Source organism: Candidatus Cloacimonadota bacterium, from assembly GCA_034722995.1.
Classification (GTDB): Bacteria; Cloacimonadota; Cloacimonadia; order JGIOTU-2; family JGIOTU-2; genus JAGMCF01.
Genome location: JAYEOL010000026.1, coordinates 16,158 through 32,081 on the forward strand (window position 1 = coordinate 16,158; position 15,924 = coordinate 32,081).

Sequence of the window (15,924 nt, forward strand, 5' to 3'; positions counted from 1 at the left end):
ATAATCTAAAATCACTTCATCCCCTCTGCAGTAGAAGCCACCTCAATAATTTCTTTAGTAATTTTATCCTGTCTTTTGTGATGATATTCTAAGGTTAAATCTTTAAGCATCTCATCGGCATTATCGGTTGCAGCGTCCATTGCAGTCATTCTTGCTCCTTGCTCAGCAGAAGAAGACTCTAGCAAAACTCGCCATATTTGAACATCAAGATGTTTTTTTATTAGTTCTTCTAATAATTTATAAGGTCCGGGTTCAAATAGGAACGACGAAAGAAATTTATCTTGAGGCTCTTCTAAATCTTCTAAAGGAAGTAATTGTTTTTCACCCACATCTTGCTGAATAGCGGATTTGAATTCATTATACACAATTACTACCTTATCGTATCTTCCTTGTAGAAAGTAAGATGATACAATATTCATCACATCACGACTATGGTCAAACTTCAATTTATTAAAAAAGTCAATGTATTCTTCTCTAATTTTAAATCCTTTATTTTTAAAATAATTCCTCCCCTTTTTCCCAACACAGATCAATTCAACATTTTTATTACTGTATCGTTTAATAACCATTTCAGATTTTTTAATGATATTCATATTGAAAGCACCACAAAGTCCTTTATCTGCAGTTACCACAACAATTGCAATTGTCTTAACATTCTCTGGCTCAACTTTTCTTAGTAAAGGATGAACTTCCCTTTGGGTTCTGGTTGCAAGTGAGAGCAGAATTTCATCCAATTCATCAGAATAAGGTCTTGCATTTAAAATTCTTTGTTGGGCTTTTTGCAATTTTGCAGCAGAAACCAATTTCATTGCACTGGTAATCTGCCTTGTACTTTTAACAGAATCTATTCGCTGTTTAATCTCTTTAAGATTTGGCATTATTTCTCATTAATTTCCAATTCATTTTCCCGGGATGACTCCAAAATTTGATGCTCAAAGTTTGATTTAACCTGTTTGCAAAATGAATGTAATTCTTTTTCTATTTCTTCTGTAACTCCTTCTGGTTGAAGAAGTTTCTTTCCTAACCCTTTGTATTCTGTATCTATCATTTGAAATATTTCTCTTTCAACAACAGGAATAATTTCAAGAGGGAGGTCATCTAAATATCCATTATAAGCCAAAAAAATCACAGCAATCTGTTTCTCAACAGGAATTGGAACATACTGGCCTTGCTTAAGCACTTCAACCAGGCGATAACCCCTTGTAAGTTGCTGCTGGGTATCCTTATCTAATTCTGTGCCAAATTTTGCAAAGGCTTCTAATTCTCTGAATTGTGCAAGTTCAATTCTAAGTTTTCCCGCAACATCTTTCATAGCTTTAATTTGAGCATTTCCTCCAACACGAGATACAGAATCTCCCGCATTAATTGCTGGTCTTATTCCTGAATAAAACAACTTTGTCTCTAAATAAATCTGTCCATCAGTTATTGAAATCACATTTGTAGGAATATAAGTTGAGATATCACTTGCCTGGGTTTCAATAATTGGAAGAGCAGTTAATGACCCACCACCAAGTTCATCACTTAATTTTGATGCCCTTTCAAGAAGACGAGAATGTAGATAAAATACATCTCCTGGATATGCTTCTCTACCAGGTGGTCTACGAAGGAGTAAAGATAACTGTCTGTATGCAATTGCATGTTTTGATAAATCATCATAAATAACCAATGCATGTTTCCCCTGGTCTCTAAAATATTCACCAATAGTTGCACCGGCATAAGGAGCAATATATTGTATAGACGGTGGTTCAGAAGCAGATGCTGAAACTATTATAGAATAATCAAGAGCTTTATGCTTTCTAAGGGCTTCTACAACCTTTGCAACAGAGGATCTTTTCTGCCCAATTGCAACATAAATACAATAGACATCAGCATCTTTCTGGCTGATAATTGTATCAACAGCTAATGCTGTTTTCCCCGTTTTTCTATCACCGATTATTAGTTCTCTTTGGCCTCTACCGATAGGTATCATTGAATCAACAGCTTTCAATCCTGTTTGTAAAGGTTCTTTAACAGGCTGCCTTTGGATAACACCTAATGCTTTTCTTTCAAGAGGCATAAATTTCTTAGCATTAACTTCACCTCTGCCATCTAATGGAATACCAAGTGGATTTATTACTCTGCCCAAAAGCTTTTCACCAACTGGAGTTTGCACAATATTTCGTGTCCTTTTAACAATATCTCCTTCTTTTATCCGGTTGGTTTCGCCTAATACAATACATCCAACATTATCTTCCTCTAAATTGAGAGCCATTCCATACACATCATTATCAAACAAAACTAATTCACTTGCCATAATATCTTTTAGACCGTATACGCGAGCAATACCATCACCAACTTCAATTACTCTGCCAACCTCTGAGACATCAATGCGGTAATCGTACTTCTCTATCTTCTCTTTGATAATTCTACTGATTTCCTCTGGTTGTATCTTCATATTTACCTTTCCATTATCTGAAAAACAGGTTTTTACTTTAAACTTAATTTAAAATCTTGCAGTAGAAAATACTTATATAATATAAATCTAAAATTCTTTCTTAAAATTCAATAAGCTATTTGTTATTGAAGCATTTATTGCCAGATTTTCATTATACACTAAAAATCCACCTTTTATTCTCTTATCAATATTATGTTTAAGATGCACTTCACCTGATACATAGCTTTTAACAAATTCATTGATTTTCTTTAAAGTTTTAGAGTCAATTGGGTAAGCGGTTAGCAATTGGAAATCATAAATATTTAATCTTTGATGAATCTGGCTGATTATTTGATGACAGATATCCTTTAAAAAAAATATTCTATCAGCATCAACAAGTACTTTCAAAAAATCATTAAACCTATCACTAATTTTCAGCCCTTCTGCAAGTTTTTCTAATACCTCTTTCTTGAATCTATTTTCAGCAACGGGCGAAATCAAAAATTCTTCTATTTGCTTGTTATCCCGCAAGAAATTCGTAAGAATCTCTACTTCATTTTCTAATAACTTTAGCTCATCAGACTGAAAAGTTTGTACTAATGCATTAGAATACCGTTTTGCAATAATATTCCTAATCAACTTTCATCCTTCGTCCCGATTGAATCGGGACTATGGAGAACGGGCTTTCTCTCCTTTGATTGCTTTCTCCCAGTTTTTATAAGACTGTTTATCAGTTTAATATCATCTTTTTCTGTAAGTTTTTTCCCTATGATTTTATCAGTAAGTGAAACAACAAACTCTCCAATTTCTTTTTCAATACTCTTCTTCGCTTTTTTAACTTCACTTTCCATAATCTTTTGGGTTTCAGCCATTAAGACATCTTTTTCGGTATTAGCCTCTTTCAGTATTTGTTCTCCAGTAAGCTTGGCATTAGTAATAGCTTCATCTCTAATTTCTCTTGCTTCTTTTCTTGCTTTATGCAACATTTCCTTCTGTGATTTTAACATCTTAGCAGACTCCTCTTGACCTCTTTTAGCATTTTCTAAATCGTCCTTAATTTGTTTCTGCCTTTTATTAAGGAAACTAACAAGTGATTTATACAGCAGTTTTTTCAATATTATAAGAAGCAAAATAAAGTTCAAGATGACTAAGATCAAAGTAAAATCAATACTTATCATAAATTAATCTCCAGATAAAAATAGCAATTATACTGCAAAAATTAAAAGCAAAGCGATAACCAATGAATATATTCCTGTTGATTCAGAAACAGCCTGGCCAACCAACATTGTTCGGGTTATCAGTCCTGCATTTTCTGGTGAACGGGAGATAGATTCGCATGCTTTACCTGCTGTAAATCCTTCGCCAATACCAGGTCCCAAAGCACCCATACCCATACAAAGTCCTGCTCCTAAAAGAGCAGCTGCTCTAATTATTTCTGACATTTTTCCTCCTACTTCCTACCACTAAGGCACAAAGATATAAAGATTAATTTCGATTTTCCTTCTTTAAACCTTTTCTTATTTTGTGACTTTGTGGTATAATTAATATTATTCATAACAATATTTTTTATGCTACAAAAATTAACAAAAATGCAACCACTAAAGAATATATTGATGTTGATTCTGCAACAGCAGCACCTACAAACATTGTTCTCGTTAATAATGGGGATTGTTTAGGAAATTTGCTTATTGACTCAACTGATTTGCCAGCTACAATACCTATACCAAGACCAGGACCAAATGTTCCAAATCCCATAGAAAGTGCTGCACCTAAAAATGCAAAGCATTTTGCGATACTATTTCCAGTAGAAGTAGAATATAAAAGTAAAATTGATACAACCAGAGCAAAAACCGCAGAGGTTTCGGATAAAGCTTGTCCAATAAGCATATTAGCAGTAAGAAGTTTAGCTTCTCTTGGCTGTCTCCCAATCCCTTTGCAAGCTTGACCTCCAGTATAACCAATTCCTAAACCTGTTCCAACGCATCCAGTTCCTATTACTAAACCTGCAGCAAAAAGTGAGGCTACCGTCTGCCAACCAACATTAGAATCTCGCATACCTCCAAATAAAAGAAGCATCGCAACAACAAGAGCAAAAATTGCACCTGTTTCTGTTATTGCCTGGCCAATTAGCATTGTTCTTAATAGAGAATCACTTGCTTTAGGCTGTCTCATTAATGCTCGTGTAGCATTGGCAGCTATAAATCCTTCACCAATCCCTGCACCAACTGATGAGATGCCCACGGCAAGTGCTGCACCTAAATATGATGCAATAGAAATAAAATCAACTAAATTCATTCAATCCATCTTATCTATTTAATTGCTACTGCAGTATACGATAATGCTAACATTGTAAAAACAAAAGCCTGTATAGTGCCTATGAACAAACCAAAGAAGATACTTAGACCAATAGGAATGAGTATAAATCTTATCAAATTTGAGATAACTAAAATTATTATAGCTCCTCCTAAAATATTCCCAAAAAGACGGAAAGAGATAGAAATTCCCTTTGCAACTTCGCCCACAAGGTTTAAAGGTGCCATAAAAAAAAATGGTTCTGTATAACTTTTTAGATATTTCTTAAATCCTTTTTCTTTTATTGCTGAAAAGTGAACAACTAATATTACCATCAAACCCATCCCAAGAGGGACATTGAGATTTCTTGTTGGCTCCATATTACCCGGAATTGGTATTATCCCAATAATATTGCAGGTAAAAATAAATAGAAAAATCGTAATAATATATGGTGTAAAATAAGCCTTATCCTCTCCTAAGGTTTCAGTAACTAAATCTATAAAAAATGAATAAACCATCTCTGCAATTGATTGTACTTTTGATGGAACCAATTTCATATTTCTTCTCACAAAAAATGCAATCAAAATCAAAATTAAATCAACAGCTATGATAACTCTGATAACATTCCAGTTTATCGGAAATCTACCAAAAACCTTAATAATCTTATCAGATTGAAACTCTTTGTGAATCTGTTCCTGTATACTTTCTTCTTTTTTTATGCACTGAATACTAAATTTTCTCTGCTCATTAAATCCAACCCGAAGCTGATATTTTATTCCAAAAGATAGTGCTAATTCAACAACAAAAAGAATGACAAATATAACTAAAATTTTCTTTGTTCTTGGTTGATGGTTCATTGTTCTTGGTTCATTTGGAAATTGATTTTGTCTTTAAAGATGAAATATATTTGTTTAATTGTTTTGCGATAATAATAATTGACTCCTGTAATTCAAGATGCTCATTTTCACTTATTAGATTTCGCGTTTCTGATTTTCGTAACCAATCTTTTGTCTCTTCTAATGAACCTCGGGTATAATAACAGAAATGAATATTATCCTGAATATTAAACCTGCCATAACCTTCAGCAAGGTTAGCAGAAATAGAGTCTGCTGATTTTACAATTTGATAACCAACAGTACTTTTTGCAAACTTATCCCAGCTTAAACAAATATTCCAGATTCTATTAGAAAATTCCAATGCTCTTTGATATACTCGAAGTTCTTCAATATTAGCCATTTTTCCTCCTAATCTATTAAAATTTTAGCAATTACCCCCAACTATCAACCATCAACTATCAACCATTTTATTCATCCTGGTATTGGTCATTGCGTAGATTTAAAATAACTCTACTCAACTAAATATCAAGCACGTAGTTAAATATTAAGACTCTCTTTTCTCCTTTTTATACGAAACCAGACCTTCAAGGGCAAGGACTAAAGGTATTGAAATTAGCCCAACTAATAGTGCAAATATATTTATTTTTAGAAACTTTACAAAAGTAATTAAAATGATTGCAAAAACTAAATATCTAATATAAAAATTTTTGAATACCCCCAGCCGAGCTCTAGATTCACTTAAACCCAATAAATTTTCAGCACTCTTTGCCTGAAAATAGAAATTGACACATCCACAGATTGAACCTAAAATATATCCTATACACAACCTGAAATTTAACGGGATGAGCAGTAATGACGCTAAATCTGTCAAGAAAATTAGCCTGAATATTTTATAAAGATATTTCTTTGTATTATTACTTTTTATCTTCACTCCTTTTTAACAATTTATAGCAAGAAAAGACTCCAGTCACTATTCCTAACACAGTAAAGATAATAATTAGAACTCCTCCAAGATGCCAGTGTTTATCAATCAATAAACCTATAAAGAACATCACAAGTATATTCACAACCATTGTTAAGCCCAATTGAGCCACAAGCCCAATACCTTGAAATATCTCTTTATAATATTTTTTGTTTTTATTATCTATCATTTCTTTTCTGGAATCTTTTCTATTATCTCATTCTGCATTTGACACTTACCATTCAATCTTGCTCCTGTTTCAATATCAAGAATTTTAGCAATAATATCTCCGTTTATTTGAGCTGATTTCTCTAATGTCAGACTATTTTCCACAGTGACATTTCCATTGACAATGCCAGCAATGACTGCTTCTTTTGATTTTATATCAGCTTTAATTTTTGCTGCTTGTCCAGCTGTTAAAAAACCTGTTGATTCAATCTTTCCTTCAATTTCTCCGTCAATGCGGATACTTCCATTTGTATAAACTTCACCAATTAATCTTGTGCCTTTGCCTATTATCGTATTCAAATTACCTGACTTTTTTTTCATTGTTTATTTCTCCATTATTTCTTTATGACTGTTTCTGGGTCAATATGCTCATTTTTATACATAATCTCAAAGTGCAGGTGTGGTGCCGAACTTTTACCTGTATTTCCTAATTCTGCGATAATATCACCCTTTTTTACGAAAAATCCTTTCTGAGCTAAAATCTTTGAATTATGTCCATAAAATGTTTTATATCCATTTAGATGGTTAATTAAGACTGTTTTACCATAGATTTCATCATTTATTTTAATTTCTTCTATAACACCCGATGCGGCGGCAAAAATTGGGGTTCCAATCTTTCCTGCAAGATCAATACCATAATGGCTTCTTGAGGGCAAATACGGTTTTGTTAATATAAATTCAGATACGGGTAAAAAATCTGGAATGTATTGTCGTGCATTAAGAAAATTCAGGCTTGCTATTTCTAATTCCTTAGATTTCAAAGGGATAGTGGGAAATTCATTCTTATCTTTTTTCTCATATGGTGATATTTTTTGCATCTCTTCACTTCTCTTTGCAGAAATGACCATATCTTCAAGTTCTTTAATCTTAAGCAGATAACCATGTTTTTCTCTTCTTAAAAATTTAATTTCTGAAGACTGGTTTAGAATTATATGAATTGAAATCCCAATATAACACCCGAATATTAAGGTGCTAATAATAAGTAATAAAATATAAATTGGCTTAAGTTTCACTGTGCTTTTGATATAATATTTATAATCTTATTTAATTCCTCTTCAGAATAAAAATAGATTTCTAATTTTCCTTTCTTACAACCAGTTAATTTTACTTTTGCTCCAAATATTTTTGAAAGTTCATTTTCTACTGCTAAAATATTTACATCTTTCTTTATCTTCCGCAGCTTTTTCTTCATCCTTCCAAAACTTTTCGCTTTACCCTCTGCACTATGTACAGGAAGTTTGTTCTTAATTATATAATTTGCAAATTCCAGCTGAAGTTTAGGTTCAACCTGCAGAATAGCTCTTGCATGTCCTGTTGAAAGAACATCTGTTTTTATCATATCTAAGACTTTAGATGGGAGTTTCAATAGCCGAAGCATATTCGTAACTGCAACTCTGCTTTTGCCAACAATTTCAGCGATTCTATTATGTGTTAATTTAAATTCACTTACTAATCTCTCATATGCAAGCGCTTCATCAATTGGATTTAAATCTTCTCTTTGAATATTTTCAATAATTGAAAGTTCAAGCATCTCAGCATCTTTAGCTGACCTAATAATTACTGGCACTTTTTCAAAACCTGCTAACTGAGCAGCAGTAAGCCGTCTTTGACCTGTTATTAATTCATATCTATCATTAGAAATCCTTCGCACAATAACTGGCTGAATAATTCCATTTTCTGAAATTGAGTCTGCTAACTCCTGCAATTTCTGTTTGTTACCAGTCTTTCTTGGTTGATATGGATTAAATTTAACCTTTTTAACATCAATAAGATTAACTTGTTTTGTTTCCTCTTCGTTGACCTTGATTAAAGCTTCCAATCCTTTGCCCAATTTACTCATATTTAATCCTTTCTCTCTAATCTTAAAATCTCCATTGCTAACTTTAAGTAATTTTGTGCACCTCTTGAATTTATATCATAAGATAAGATTGATTTTCCAAAACCAGGAGCCTCACTTAATTTTACATTTCTATCAATTATAGTATTGAAAACCTTATCGCCAAAAAATCTGCGAATTTCCTTTGCAACCTGTTCGGATAGTAGCAATCTTCTATCATACATCGTAAGCAGAATTCCAAAAATTAATAAATTTTTATTTAATCCTTTTTGAATCAGTTTTATAGTTTTTAGTAAATGAGCAATGCCTTCCAGTGCATAATACTCGCATTGAATAGGAACAAGTAAACTACTACAAGCCACTAAGGCATTTACAGTAAGTATGTTAAGTGCAGGTGGACAATCTACAATTACATAGTCAAACTTATTGTCAATTTTATATAGCACTTTTTCTAATCTTTTCTCTTTATCCTGAAATGAGAGCAGTTCAACTTCTGCACCGATGAGGTCAATATTAGATGGAATGATTTTCAGATTAGGGATTTCAGTTGAGATTATTGCAGAGTAGATATTATTATTACCTAACAGAAGGTCATATATTTGTTTATCTATTTTATTTTTATCAATACCCACACCGCTTGTGCAATTTGCTTGTGGGTCTAAATCAACCAAAAGAACTTGTTTGGCATAAGTCGCTAAGGCAGCCGCAAGATTCACCGCTGTTGTGGTCTTTCCAACTCCACCTTTTTGATTTGCAATTGCGATAAATTTAGTCATTTCAATTTATCATTAAATAATCCTTAACTAGATTAAGTCATCAGTAGATACAGCATTTGAGTCGGGCTTAAATATCTGAATCCATCCTTGCGATCTCTTTTTGCATTTCCTCCAGAGAAAGTTTCTTTCCCTTTTTGAATTCTTTCCTGGATTTTTCTATTATCTCCATAAAGTCTGGATTGGTGCATAATGATAAAGATTCCAAATCTACATTCTGGAGGGAGACTATAGCTGCCACTGGTTTGCCATCAGAAGTCAGAATCAGTAATTCATCCTTTAAGTTCTTAGTATACTCGGATAGAGGTTTAGTTGCTTTTGATATGGCAAGAGTTTTCATAGTTTCACCTCCTTATTGCCGATGAATAATTTATTTTTTTCTTTTCGTCCAATTGCAAGAATTCTTACTACTTTCGACTCTTTGTCTGCGACATCATAGAAAACACGAAGATTTCCTTTCCTAATTTCCCACGGAGCAATAGGATTGGGACTAAGATGTTTTCTGTTCCGTGTTTCCTTTAAGGGCTCATGCATAAGCTGTTTTTGTATAGCACCAAGCATAATAGCCCGCTGGTTTGCAGCTAGCTTCTTTAAGTGTTCCTTAACAGATTCTGCAAATTCAATTGTATACACCATTTCTCAATATTATTTACATCTTTTAGCGATAATTGGTGACTTTCTGAACAATTACATAATTTCTCATTCCAATGTCTGGATATCTTTTTTTGATTATCTTTATATCTCTATTGGGATTAAGATGTTTTAATCTTACAACCTTCTCCTGAAATTCCTTGCCTTTATAAAGAATAATAATTCCATCATTTTTTAAAAGTTGAAAACATTTTTCATAATAAATCTTTTTCATTTTAACTGCACGAATAAGTATAAAATCAAAATTTTTATTAAAGGAAATATCCAAATTTTCAATACGATTATTTATAATTTCATATTCTTGTAAGTCAAGTTTTTCCAACAAATAGCGCAAAAAAAGAACCTTCTTTCTTACTGATTCTAAAAGAAAAATCTGCATAGTTGGATATAATATTTTAATAGGTATCCCTGGAAATCCTGCACCACTTCCAAAATCCAATACTGTTTTATTTGAAAAATTGATTTCATCACAGATTAAGATTGAATCTAAAAAATGAGCAGACCAAATTCTGTCTAAAGAGTTTTTTGAAATTAGATTTAATTTCTGATTTTTTTCTGCTAGAATTGACTGATAAATTTTAAAACCTTTTATCAAATTAGCTGAAAAATTATTCTTAAACAAAAAATTACAAAATTCATTAAAATCTTTATCCATGCAAACTCTTTAGTTTTATCAATAAAGCGGAAATATCCGCATAAGTTACACCGGGAATTCGGGATGCCTGCCCAACTGAAACGGGTCTGATTTTTGTTAACTTCTCTCTTGCCTCGTATGAAATAGTATGAAAATTCATATAATCAAAGTTTGGAGGTATTTTTTTATGCTCAAGAGAATCAAATTTTTCTATTTCTTTTAACTGCCTTTTTATATACCCTTTATATTTCACTTCTAAGGTAATCTTTTGTTTAATAAGTTCTGTTACATCATTTTCAATTTTGTATCCAAACTGAGTAAGACCATCAAAATTAACTTCAGGACGACGCAAAATATCAATCATTTTATAAGATTTTTTAGATTTAATATTTGCATTTATAGATTTTAATTTCTCAATCTCTCTATTTTTGATTTCTATTGCTCTTTGAAATCGGTCATACCGCTCCTGACCGATTAGTCCTAATTTATATCCTAAAGGCATCAATCTCTCATCTGCATTATCCTGACGCAGATGCAGACGATATTCCGCTCTTGCAGTGAACATTCTATACGGCTCATCAACACCTTTAGTAACCAGGTCATCAATTAATACACCAATATACGAGCTATCGCGTTTAAAAATTATTGGCAATTTATTTTTTAGTTTTTGAACAGCATTAATGCCCGCAACAATTCCCTGAGCAGCTGCTTCTTCATAGCCTGATGTACCATTAATCTGACCAGCTAAAAACAATCCGCTTATATTCTTCGTTTCTAAACTTGCTTTTATTTGGTCAGTAGGAACACAATCATATTCAATTGCATAGCCAAATCGCATAATCTTTGCCTTCTCAAGCCCTTTTATTGAATGAACTATTTTTAATTGAATGTCTGGTGGAAAGCTTGTGGGAATGCCATTTGCATACATCTCAAAAGTATCTATACCCTCAGGCTCAATAAATACTTGATGTTTGTTTTTCTCTGGAAATTTTCGGATTTTATCCTCAATTGAAGGGCAGTATCTTGCTCCAATTCCAGTAATATTTCCGCTAAAAAGAGATGATTTTTCAATATTATCGGCAATAATTTTATGCGTTTGGGGATTCGTTGATGTAAGATAACAGCTCACATAATTTTTTGGCTGAATATCAGTATAATAAGAAAATTTCACCGGGGGTTCATCCGGCAATTGTTCATCAAGTTTAGAAAAATCTAATGTTCTTGAATCAACTCTTGGAGGAGTTCCAGTTTTGAATCTTGCTAATCTTATTCCGTTCTTCATAAGGGATAATGTTAAATTTTCAGCAGCAAATTCTCCAGCTCTTCCTGCAGAAAAGTTTTTTAGTCCTATATGAATTCTCCCACGCAAAAAAGTTCCTGGTGTTAGTATCACGGTTTTCCCAAAATATTCCTGTCCATACTGGGTCTTCACACCCTTAATCACATTATTTTCAACAATAATTTCTTCAATGAGAGCTTCCTTTATTTCAAGATTATTTTGATGCTCAAGTATAGAACGCATAGCTAAATGATAACGGTTTCTATCTGCTTGTGCACGAGGAGCCCATACAGCTGGTCCTTTACTTTTATTCAGCATCCTGAAATGTATACCAGCCCTATCTATAGCCTGTCCTATAGCACCACCAAGTGCGTCAACTTCTCTTACAAGATGTCCTTTCGCAAGACCACCGACAGATGGGTTGCAGGACATTCTTCCTATAGTTTCAATTTTGATAACAAACAGCAAAGTACTTGCACCAATTTTTGCTGCTGCTATTGCGGCTTCAGAGCCGGCATGCCCACCACCAACAACGATTACATCATAAATTTTCATTTTATTATTTTCACCACAGAGACACAAAGAACGCAAAGATAATTTTAATTTTTAATTTCTTATTTTCTATTTTATATTTTCAATTTCTCTGGGATGTTTCACATGAAACAATTTATTTCCCTACACAAAATCTATCAAAGATTGAATTGATTATGTTGTCACTTGTAACTTTGCCGATAATCTCTTCAAGTGCTTCGCTTGCTTCGCGTAAATCAAATGCAATAAATTCTAACCCCAGATTTTTCTGGGTTGTCTTAATTGCTTGTTTTATCGCTTGTAAACTCTTTTTCGCTGCTGCAAGTTGACGAGTATTGCTTATCAATCCATTTGAAATATCATATTTGCCAAGGTCTATTCTGATTATAATTTTATTCTTAAGAGCACTAATCCCCTCTCCTGAAAGTGCAGAAATATAAACAACATTTTGACTGTCAGACTTTTTTCCCCTTTTAACCAAGTCTATCTTATTAAATACTTCTATAATATCTTTATCCGTTAACTGTTCTTTTATTGAAAACTGTTTATGCACGGTTATATCACGAACCCACAGGATAAGATTAGCCTGTTTGATAATGTCTACACTTTTTTCAATTCCGACTTTTTCTATTTTATCTTTACTTTCTTGTAGACCAGCTGTATCAAATAATTTTATTAGATAGCCTTTAAGTGCAATATCTTCCTCGATATAGTCACGGGTAGTACCTGGAATCTCAGTAACGATTGCGCGTTCATTTTCAACTATTTTATTAAACAGGCTGGATTTCCCAGCATTAGGTTCTCCTGCTATCACTATCCTATAGCCTTCACTAAGAATAATCCCCTCATTGCCATTACGAACAAGTGCTGAAATTTCTTTTTTGATTACCTTTAATTGTGTCAATAACCCTTCAGTAGTGATATATTCCAAGCCCTGGTCTGAAAAATCCAGATCTAACTCTAACTGACTTCTAAGTTCAGTAATTTCGTTTAAAATTTTTTTAATAGCAGAATAAAGCTTGCCCTCCAACTGATAAATAGCGGCTTCTTGTGAATGTTTGGTTTTTGCTTGAATCAAATCAATAACAGCTTCTGCCTCTGTCAAATCCATCTTGCCATTCAAAAACGCTCTTTTAGTGAACTCTCCAGGTAAAGCCATACGTGCACCATTTCGCAGCATAATTTGCAGTATAATTTGTGTTACAAAGTTCCCACCATGACAGCTTATCTCAATTACATCTTCACCTGTATAACTGTGAGGAGCAATAAAAACAGACACCAACACATCATCAATGAGTTGGTTTCCGTCAAAAATTTTTCCAAAATAGATAGAATGCGTTCTGAAATTCTTTGTAGCTATCTTCCCTTTATATGACTTTGACAAAACATTAATAGCATTTTCCCCACTAATTCTTATTATTGAAATTCCTCCAATACCAGATGGGGTAGAAATGGCGACTATGGTATCAGTTAGACTTTGCATAAAATTTTTTACAACAAAGAGCACAAAGAAATATATCTTTATATTTCAATATAATATAAATTTTTATCTTCGTATTCTTTTTATATTCATTCTTCAATTTCTCTAAGAATAAAATCTAAAATGTTTTTCGTTTCTAATCCAATCAAATGATGTAACTGACTGGTTTTCCCATATGTGATAAACTTGTCTGGAATTCCAAACATTTTTATTCTGAATTTCAGTCCAAGCTCATTCGCTTTTTGTAAAACTGCAGACCCAAATCCGGCTCTGACAACATTTTCCTCAATAGTTACAATATTTTTTACTCCCTTAGTTGCAAGTTCTAATAGCATTTCTGAATCTAACGGTTTGACAAATCGGGCGTTTATCAAATAGGACAAGATGCCCTTTGATTGCAGTTCATTACAGACTTCATATCCAATTTTGAAAACCGCGCCGATGGTAATTATTGCTATTTTCCCTTCATTAAAAATCACTTCTGACTTTCCATAAGTAATTCTTGGATTGGTGAGTTCAGGAAAATTTTGAATCTTTCCGCGGGGATAACGTACTGCTATAGGACCCTTTTTATATCCAGCCATAAACTTCAGCATTTTTTCCAATTCTTTCCCATCTCTTGGTGCCATTATTGTCATATTTGGAATGCATCTAAGATAAGATAAATCAAAAGCTCCGTGATGAGTGGGTCCATCTTCTCCTACCAAACCTCCTCTATCAATAACAAATCTTACAGGTAATTTTTGCAAAGCAACATCGTGTATTATCTGGTCATAAGCTCGTTGGAGAAAAGTTGAATAGATTGCAACAAAGGGCTTTATCCCTTCAATAGCCAAACCGGCAGCAAAGGTTACAGCATGCTGTTCAGCAATTCCAACATCAAAAAGTCTTTCAGGAAATCTCTCTGCAAAACCTTTTAGCCCTGTGCCATCTGTCATTGCTGCGGTTATTGCTATGACCCTCTCGTCTTTCTCTGCCATTTTTTCTAAGGTTCTACCAAATAGTGTGGAGTAACTTATAATGGCTTTATCCTTCTTTGTCTTATTCAGTTCCCCTGTTAAATTATTGAATGAGGGAACCCCATGAAACTTGGTAGCATCCTGCTCTGCAAACGGAAATCCCTTACCCTTTTTTGTAAGTATATGAATCAAACAAGGTACATCTACATGCTGTTTTACATTAGATAAAATCTTTATTAAAGTTGGTATACTATGTCCATTTATAGGTCCAATATATTTGAATCCTAAATCTTCAAAAAGGCTACTGGGAATAAGCATACTCAATATACTATCTTCAAGTCTTCTAACACCATAGATAATTCTATTGCGAACCATTCTGGGCAAAGATTGAACTGCATCCCAGACCTCCTTTTTTAGTTTGTTATATCGCTTGCCAGTAAGAATATTTGCCAGATAGGAATGCATTCCACCTACATTTTTGGAAATAGACATTGAATTATCATTAAGGATAATAATTAATTTTTTATTCAGTCCGCCAACATTATTCAGTCCTTCAAATGCCTCACCTGCTGTCATTGCACCATCGCCAATCACCACTACGACTTTCTCTGGCTTCTTTTTTAATTCCTTTCCAACATAAATACCAAGACCCGCAGAAATTGATGTGCTACTATGACCAACTCCAAATGTATCATATTTGCTTTCAAAGATATTATTGAATCCACTGATTCCACCTAATTGTCTTAATGTATCAAAACGAGCATTTCTTCCAGTTAAAATTTTATAAGCATAAGACTGATGCCCAACATCCCAGACAATACGATTCTTTAAAGGGTCAAATACTTTGAGAAGTGCAACTGTAAGCTCTACTACCCCCAAGCTTGGTGCTAAATGTCCACCTGTTTTGGAAGTAACATCAATTATTCTTTCCCGAATATCTTTACTTAATCTAATTAATTGTCGTAAATTTAAGTTCCTTACATCATCAGGAACTTTTATACTTTCTAACATAATAACTCCATAACATTAAATTAAAATTTTTCTATCCTT

20 protein-coding genes are annotated in these 15,924 nt (G+C 33.2%); all 20 read right to left on the reverse strand.

Annotated features, from left to right (window positions below; translation table 11 throughout):
- Positions 1–11: 11 nt before the first annotated feature.
- The gene (gene atpG, locus U9R23_03425; protein MEA3475481.1) at positions 12–878 is read right to left on the reverse strand and encodes an ATP synthase F1 subunit gamma; all 867 of its coding nucleotides are present in this window, start codon (positions 876–878) and stop codon (positions 12–14) included.
- Positions 878–2,434 carry a F0F1 ATP synthase subunit alpha gene (atpA, locus tag U9R23_03430; protein ID MEA3475482.1) on the reverse strand — a complete coding sequence of 519 codons (1,557 nt, stop codon included), beginning with the start codon at positions 2,432–2,434 and terminating at the stop codon, positions 878–880. Before atpA ends, atpG begins: the two co-directional genes overlap by 1 nt.
- 87 nt (positions 2,435–2,521) lie before the next feature.
- On the reverse strand, positions 2,522–3,052 hold the full coding sequence (gene atpH / locus U9R23_03435) for an ATP synthase F1 subunit delta (protein MEA3475483.1): 531 nt from the start codon (positions 3,050–3,052) through the stop codon (positions 2,522–2,524).
- Positions 3,049–3,591, reverse strand: a complete 543-nt coding sequence (gene atpF, locus U9R23_03440; GenBank protein ID MEA3475484.1) for a F0F1 ATP synthase subunit B — start codon at positions 3,589–3,591, stop codon at positions 3,049–3,051. Before atpF ends, atpH begins: the two co-directional genes overlap by 4 nt.
- Positions 3,592–3,618: 27 nt before the next feature.
- Positions 3,619–3,855: an ATP synthase F0 subunit C gene (gene atpE / locus U9R23_03445; protein MEA3475485.1), complete on the reverse strand. Its 237-nt coding sequence runs from the start codon at positions 3,853–3,855 to the stop codon at positions 3,619–3,621.
- 124 nt (positions 3,856–3,979) lie between these two features.
- Positions 3,980–4,708, reverse strand: a complete 729-nt coding sequence (gene atpE / locus U9R23_03450) for an ATP synthase F0 subunit C (protein MEA3475486.1) — start codon at positions 4,706–4,708, stop codon at positions 3,980–3,982.
- Between the two features lie 14 nt (positions 4,709–4,722).
- On the reverse strand, positions 4,723–5,562 hold the full coding sequence (gene atpB / locus U9R23_03455) for a F0F1 ATP synthase subunit A (GenBank protein MEA3475487.1): 840 nt from the start codon (positions 5,560–5,562) through the stop codon (positions 4,723–4,725).
- A 10-nt stretch (positions 5,563–5,572) separates the two neighbouring features.
- Positions 5,573–5,941, reverse strand: coding sequence for a four helix bundle protein (locus tag U9R23_03460; GenBank protein MEA3475488.1), 369 nt, complete (start codon positions 5,939–5,941; stop codon positions 5,573–5,575).
- Between the two features lie 144 nt (positions 5,942–6,085).
- Complete coding sequence (locus tag U9R23_03465; protein ID MEA3475489.1) at positions 6,086–6,472, reverse strand: ATP synthase subunit I; 387 nt, start codon at positions 6,470–6,472, stop codon at positions 6,086–6,088.
- Positions 6,456–6,692, reverse strand: coding sequence for an AtpZ/AtpI family protein (locus U9R23_03470; GenBank protein ID MEA3475490.1), 237 nt, complete (start codon positions 6,690–6,692; stop codon positions 6,456–6,458). Before U9R23_03470 ends, U9R23_03465 begins: the two co-directional genes overlap by 17 nt.
- Positions 6,689–7,051 carry a polymer-forming cytoskeletal protein gene (locus tag U9R23_03475; protein ID MEA3475491.1) on the reverse strand — a complete coding sequence of 121 codons (363 nt, stop codon included), beginning with the start codon at positions 7,049–7,051 and terminating at the stop codon, positions 6,689–6,691. Before U9R23_03475 ends, U9R23_03470 begins: the two co-directional genes overlap by 4 nt.
- Before the next feature lie 14 nt (positions 7,052–7,065).
- Positions 7,066–7,743, reverse strand: a complete 678-nt coding sequence (locus tag U9R23_03480) for a M23 family metallopeptidase (protein MEA3475492.1) — start codon at positions 7,741–7,743, stop codon at positions 7,066–7,068.
- Positions 7,740–8,570: a ParB/RepB/Spo0J family partition protein gene (locus tag U9R23_03485; protein MEA3475493.1), complete on the reverse strand. Its 831-nt coding sequence runs from the start codon at positions 8,568–8,570 to the stop codon at positions 7,740–7,742. The genes U9R23_03480 and U9R23_03485 overlap by 4 nt, the downstream gene beginning before the upstream one ends.
- Positions 8,571–8,572: 2 nt before the next feature.
- Complete coding sequence (locus tag U9R23_03490; GenBank protein ID MEA3475494.1) at positions 8,573–9,343, reverse strand: AAA family ATPase; 771 nt, start codon at positions 9,341–9,343, stop codon at positions 8,573–8,575.
- 67 nt (positions 9,344–9,410) lie between these two features.
- On the reverse strand, positions 9,411–9,680 hold the full coding sequence (locus U9R23_03495) for a hypothetical protein (protein MEA3475495.1): 270 nt from the start codon (positions 9,678–9,680) through the stop codon (positions 9,411–9,413).
- On the reverse strand, positions 9,677–9,976 hold the full coding sequence (locus U9R23_03500; protein ID MEA3475496.1) for a type II toxin-antitoxin system RelE/ParE family toxin: 300 nt from the start codon (positions 9,974–9,976) through the stop codon (positions 9,677–9,679). Before U9R23_03500 ends, U9R23_03495 begins: the two co-directional genes overlap by 4 nt.
- Positions 9,977–9,998: 22 nt before the next feature.
- Positions 9,999–10,646, reverse strand: coding sequence for a 16S rRNA (guanine(527)-N(7))-methyltransferase RsmG (gene rsmG, locus U9R23_03505; GenBank protein ID MEA3475497.1), 648 nt, complete (start codon positions 10,644–10,646; stop codon positions 9,999–10,001).
- Positions 10,639–12,459 (reverse strand): tRNA uridine-5-carboxymethylaminomethyl(34) synthesis enzyme MnmG, encoded by a 1,821-nt coding sequence (mnmG, locus tag U9R23_03510; protein ID MEA3475498.1) that lies wholly within the window; start codon positions 12,457–12,459, stop codon positions 10,639–10,641. The genes rsmG and mnmG overlap by 8 nt, the downstream gene beginning before the upstream one ends.
- A gap of 112 nt (positions 12,460–12,571) precedes the next feature.
- Positions 12,572–13,918: a tRNA uridine-5-carboxymethylaminomethyl(34) synthesis GTPase MnmE gene (gene mnmE, locus U9R23_03515; GenBank protein MEA3475499.1), complete on the reverse strand. Its 1,347-nt coding sequence runs from the start codon at positions 13,916–13,918 to the stop codon at positions 12,572–12,574.
- 86 nt (positions 13,919–14,004) lie between these two features.
- On the reverse strand, positions 14,005–15,885 hold the full coding sequence (gene dxs / locus U9R23_03520; GenBank protein ID MEA3475500.1) for a 1-deoxy-D-xylulose-5-phosphate synthase: 1,881 nt from the start codon (positions 15,883–15,885) through the stop codon (positions 14,005–14,007).
- Between the last annotated feature and the right edge of the window lie 39 nt (positions 15,886–15,924).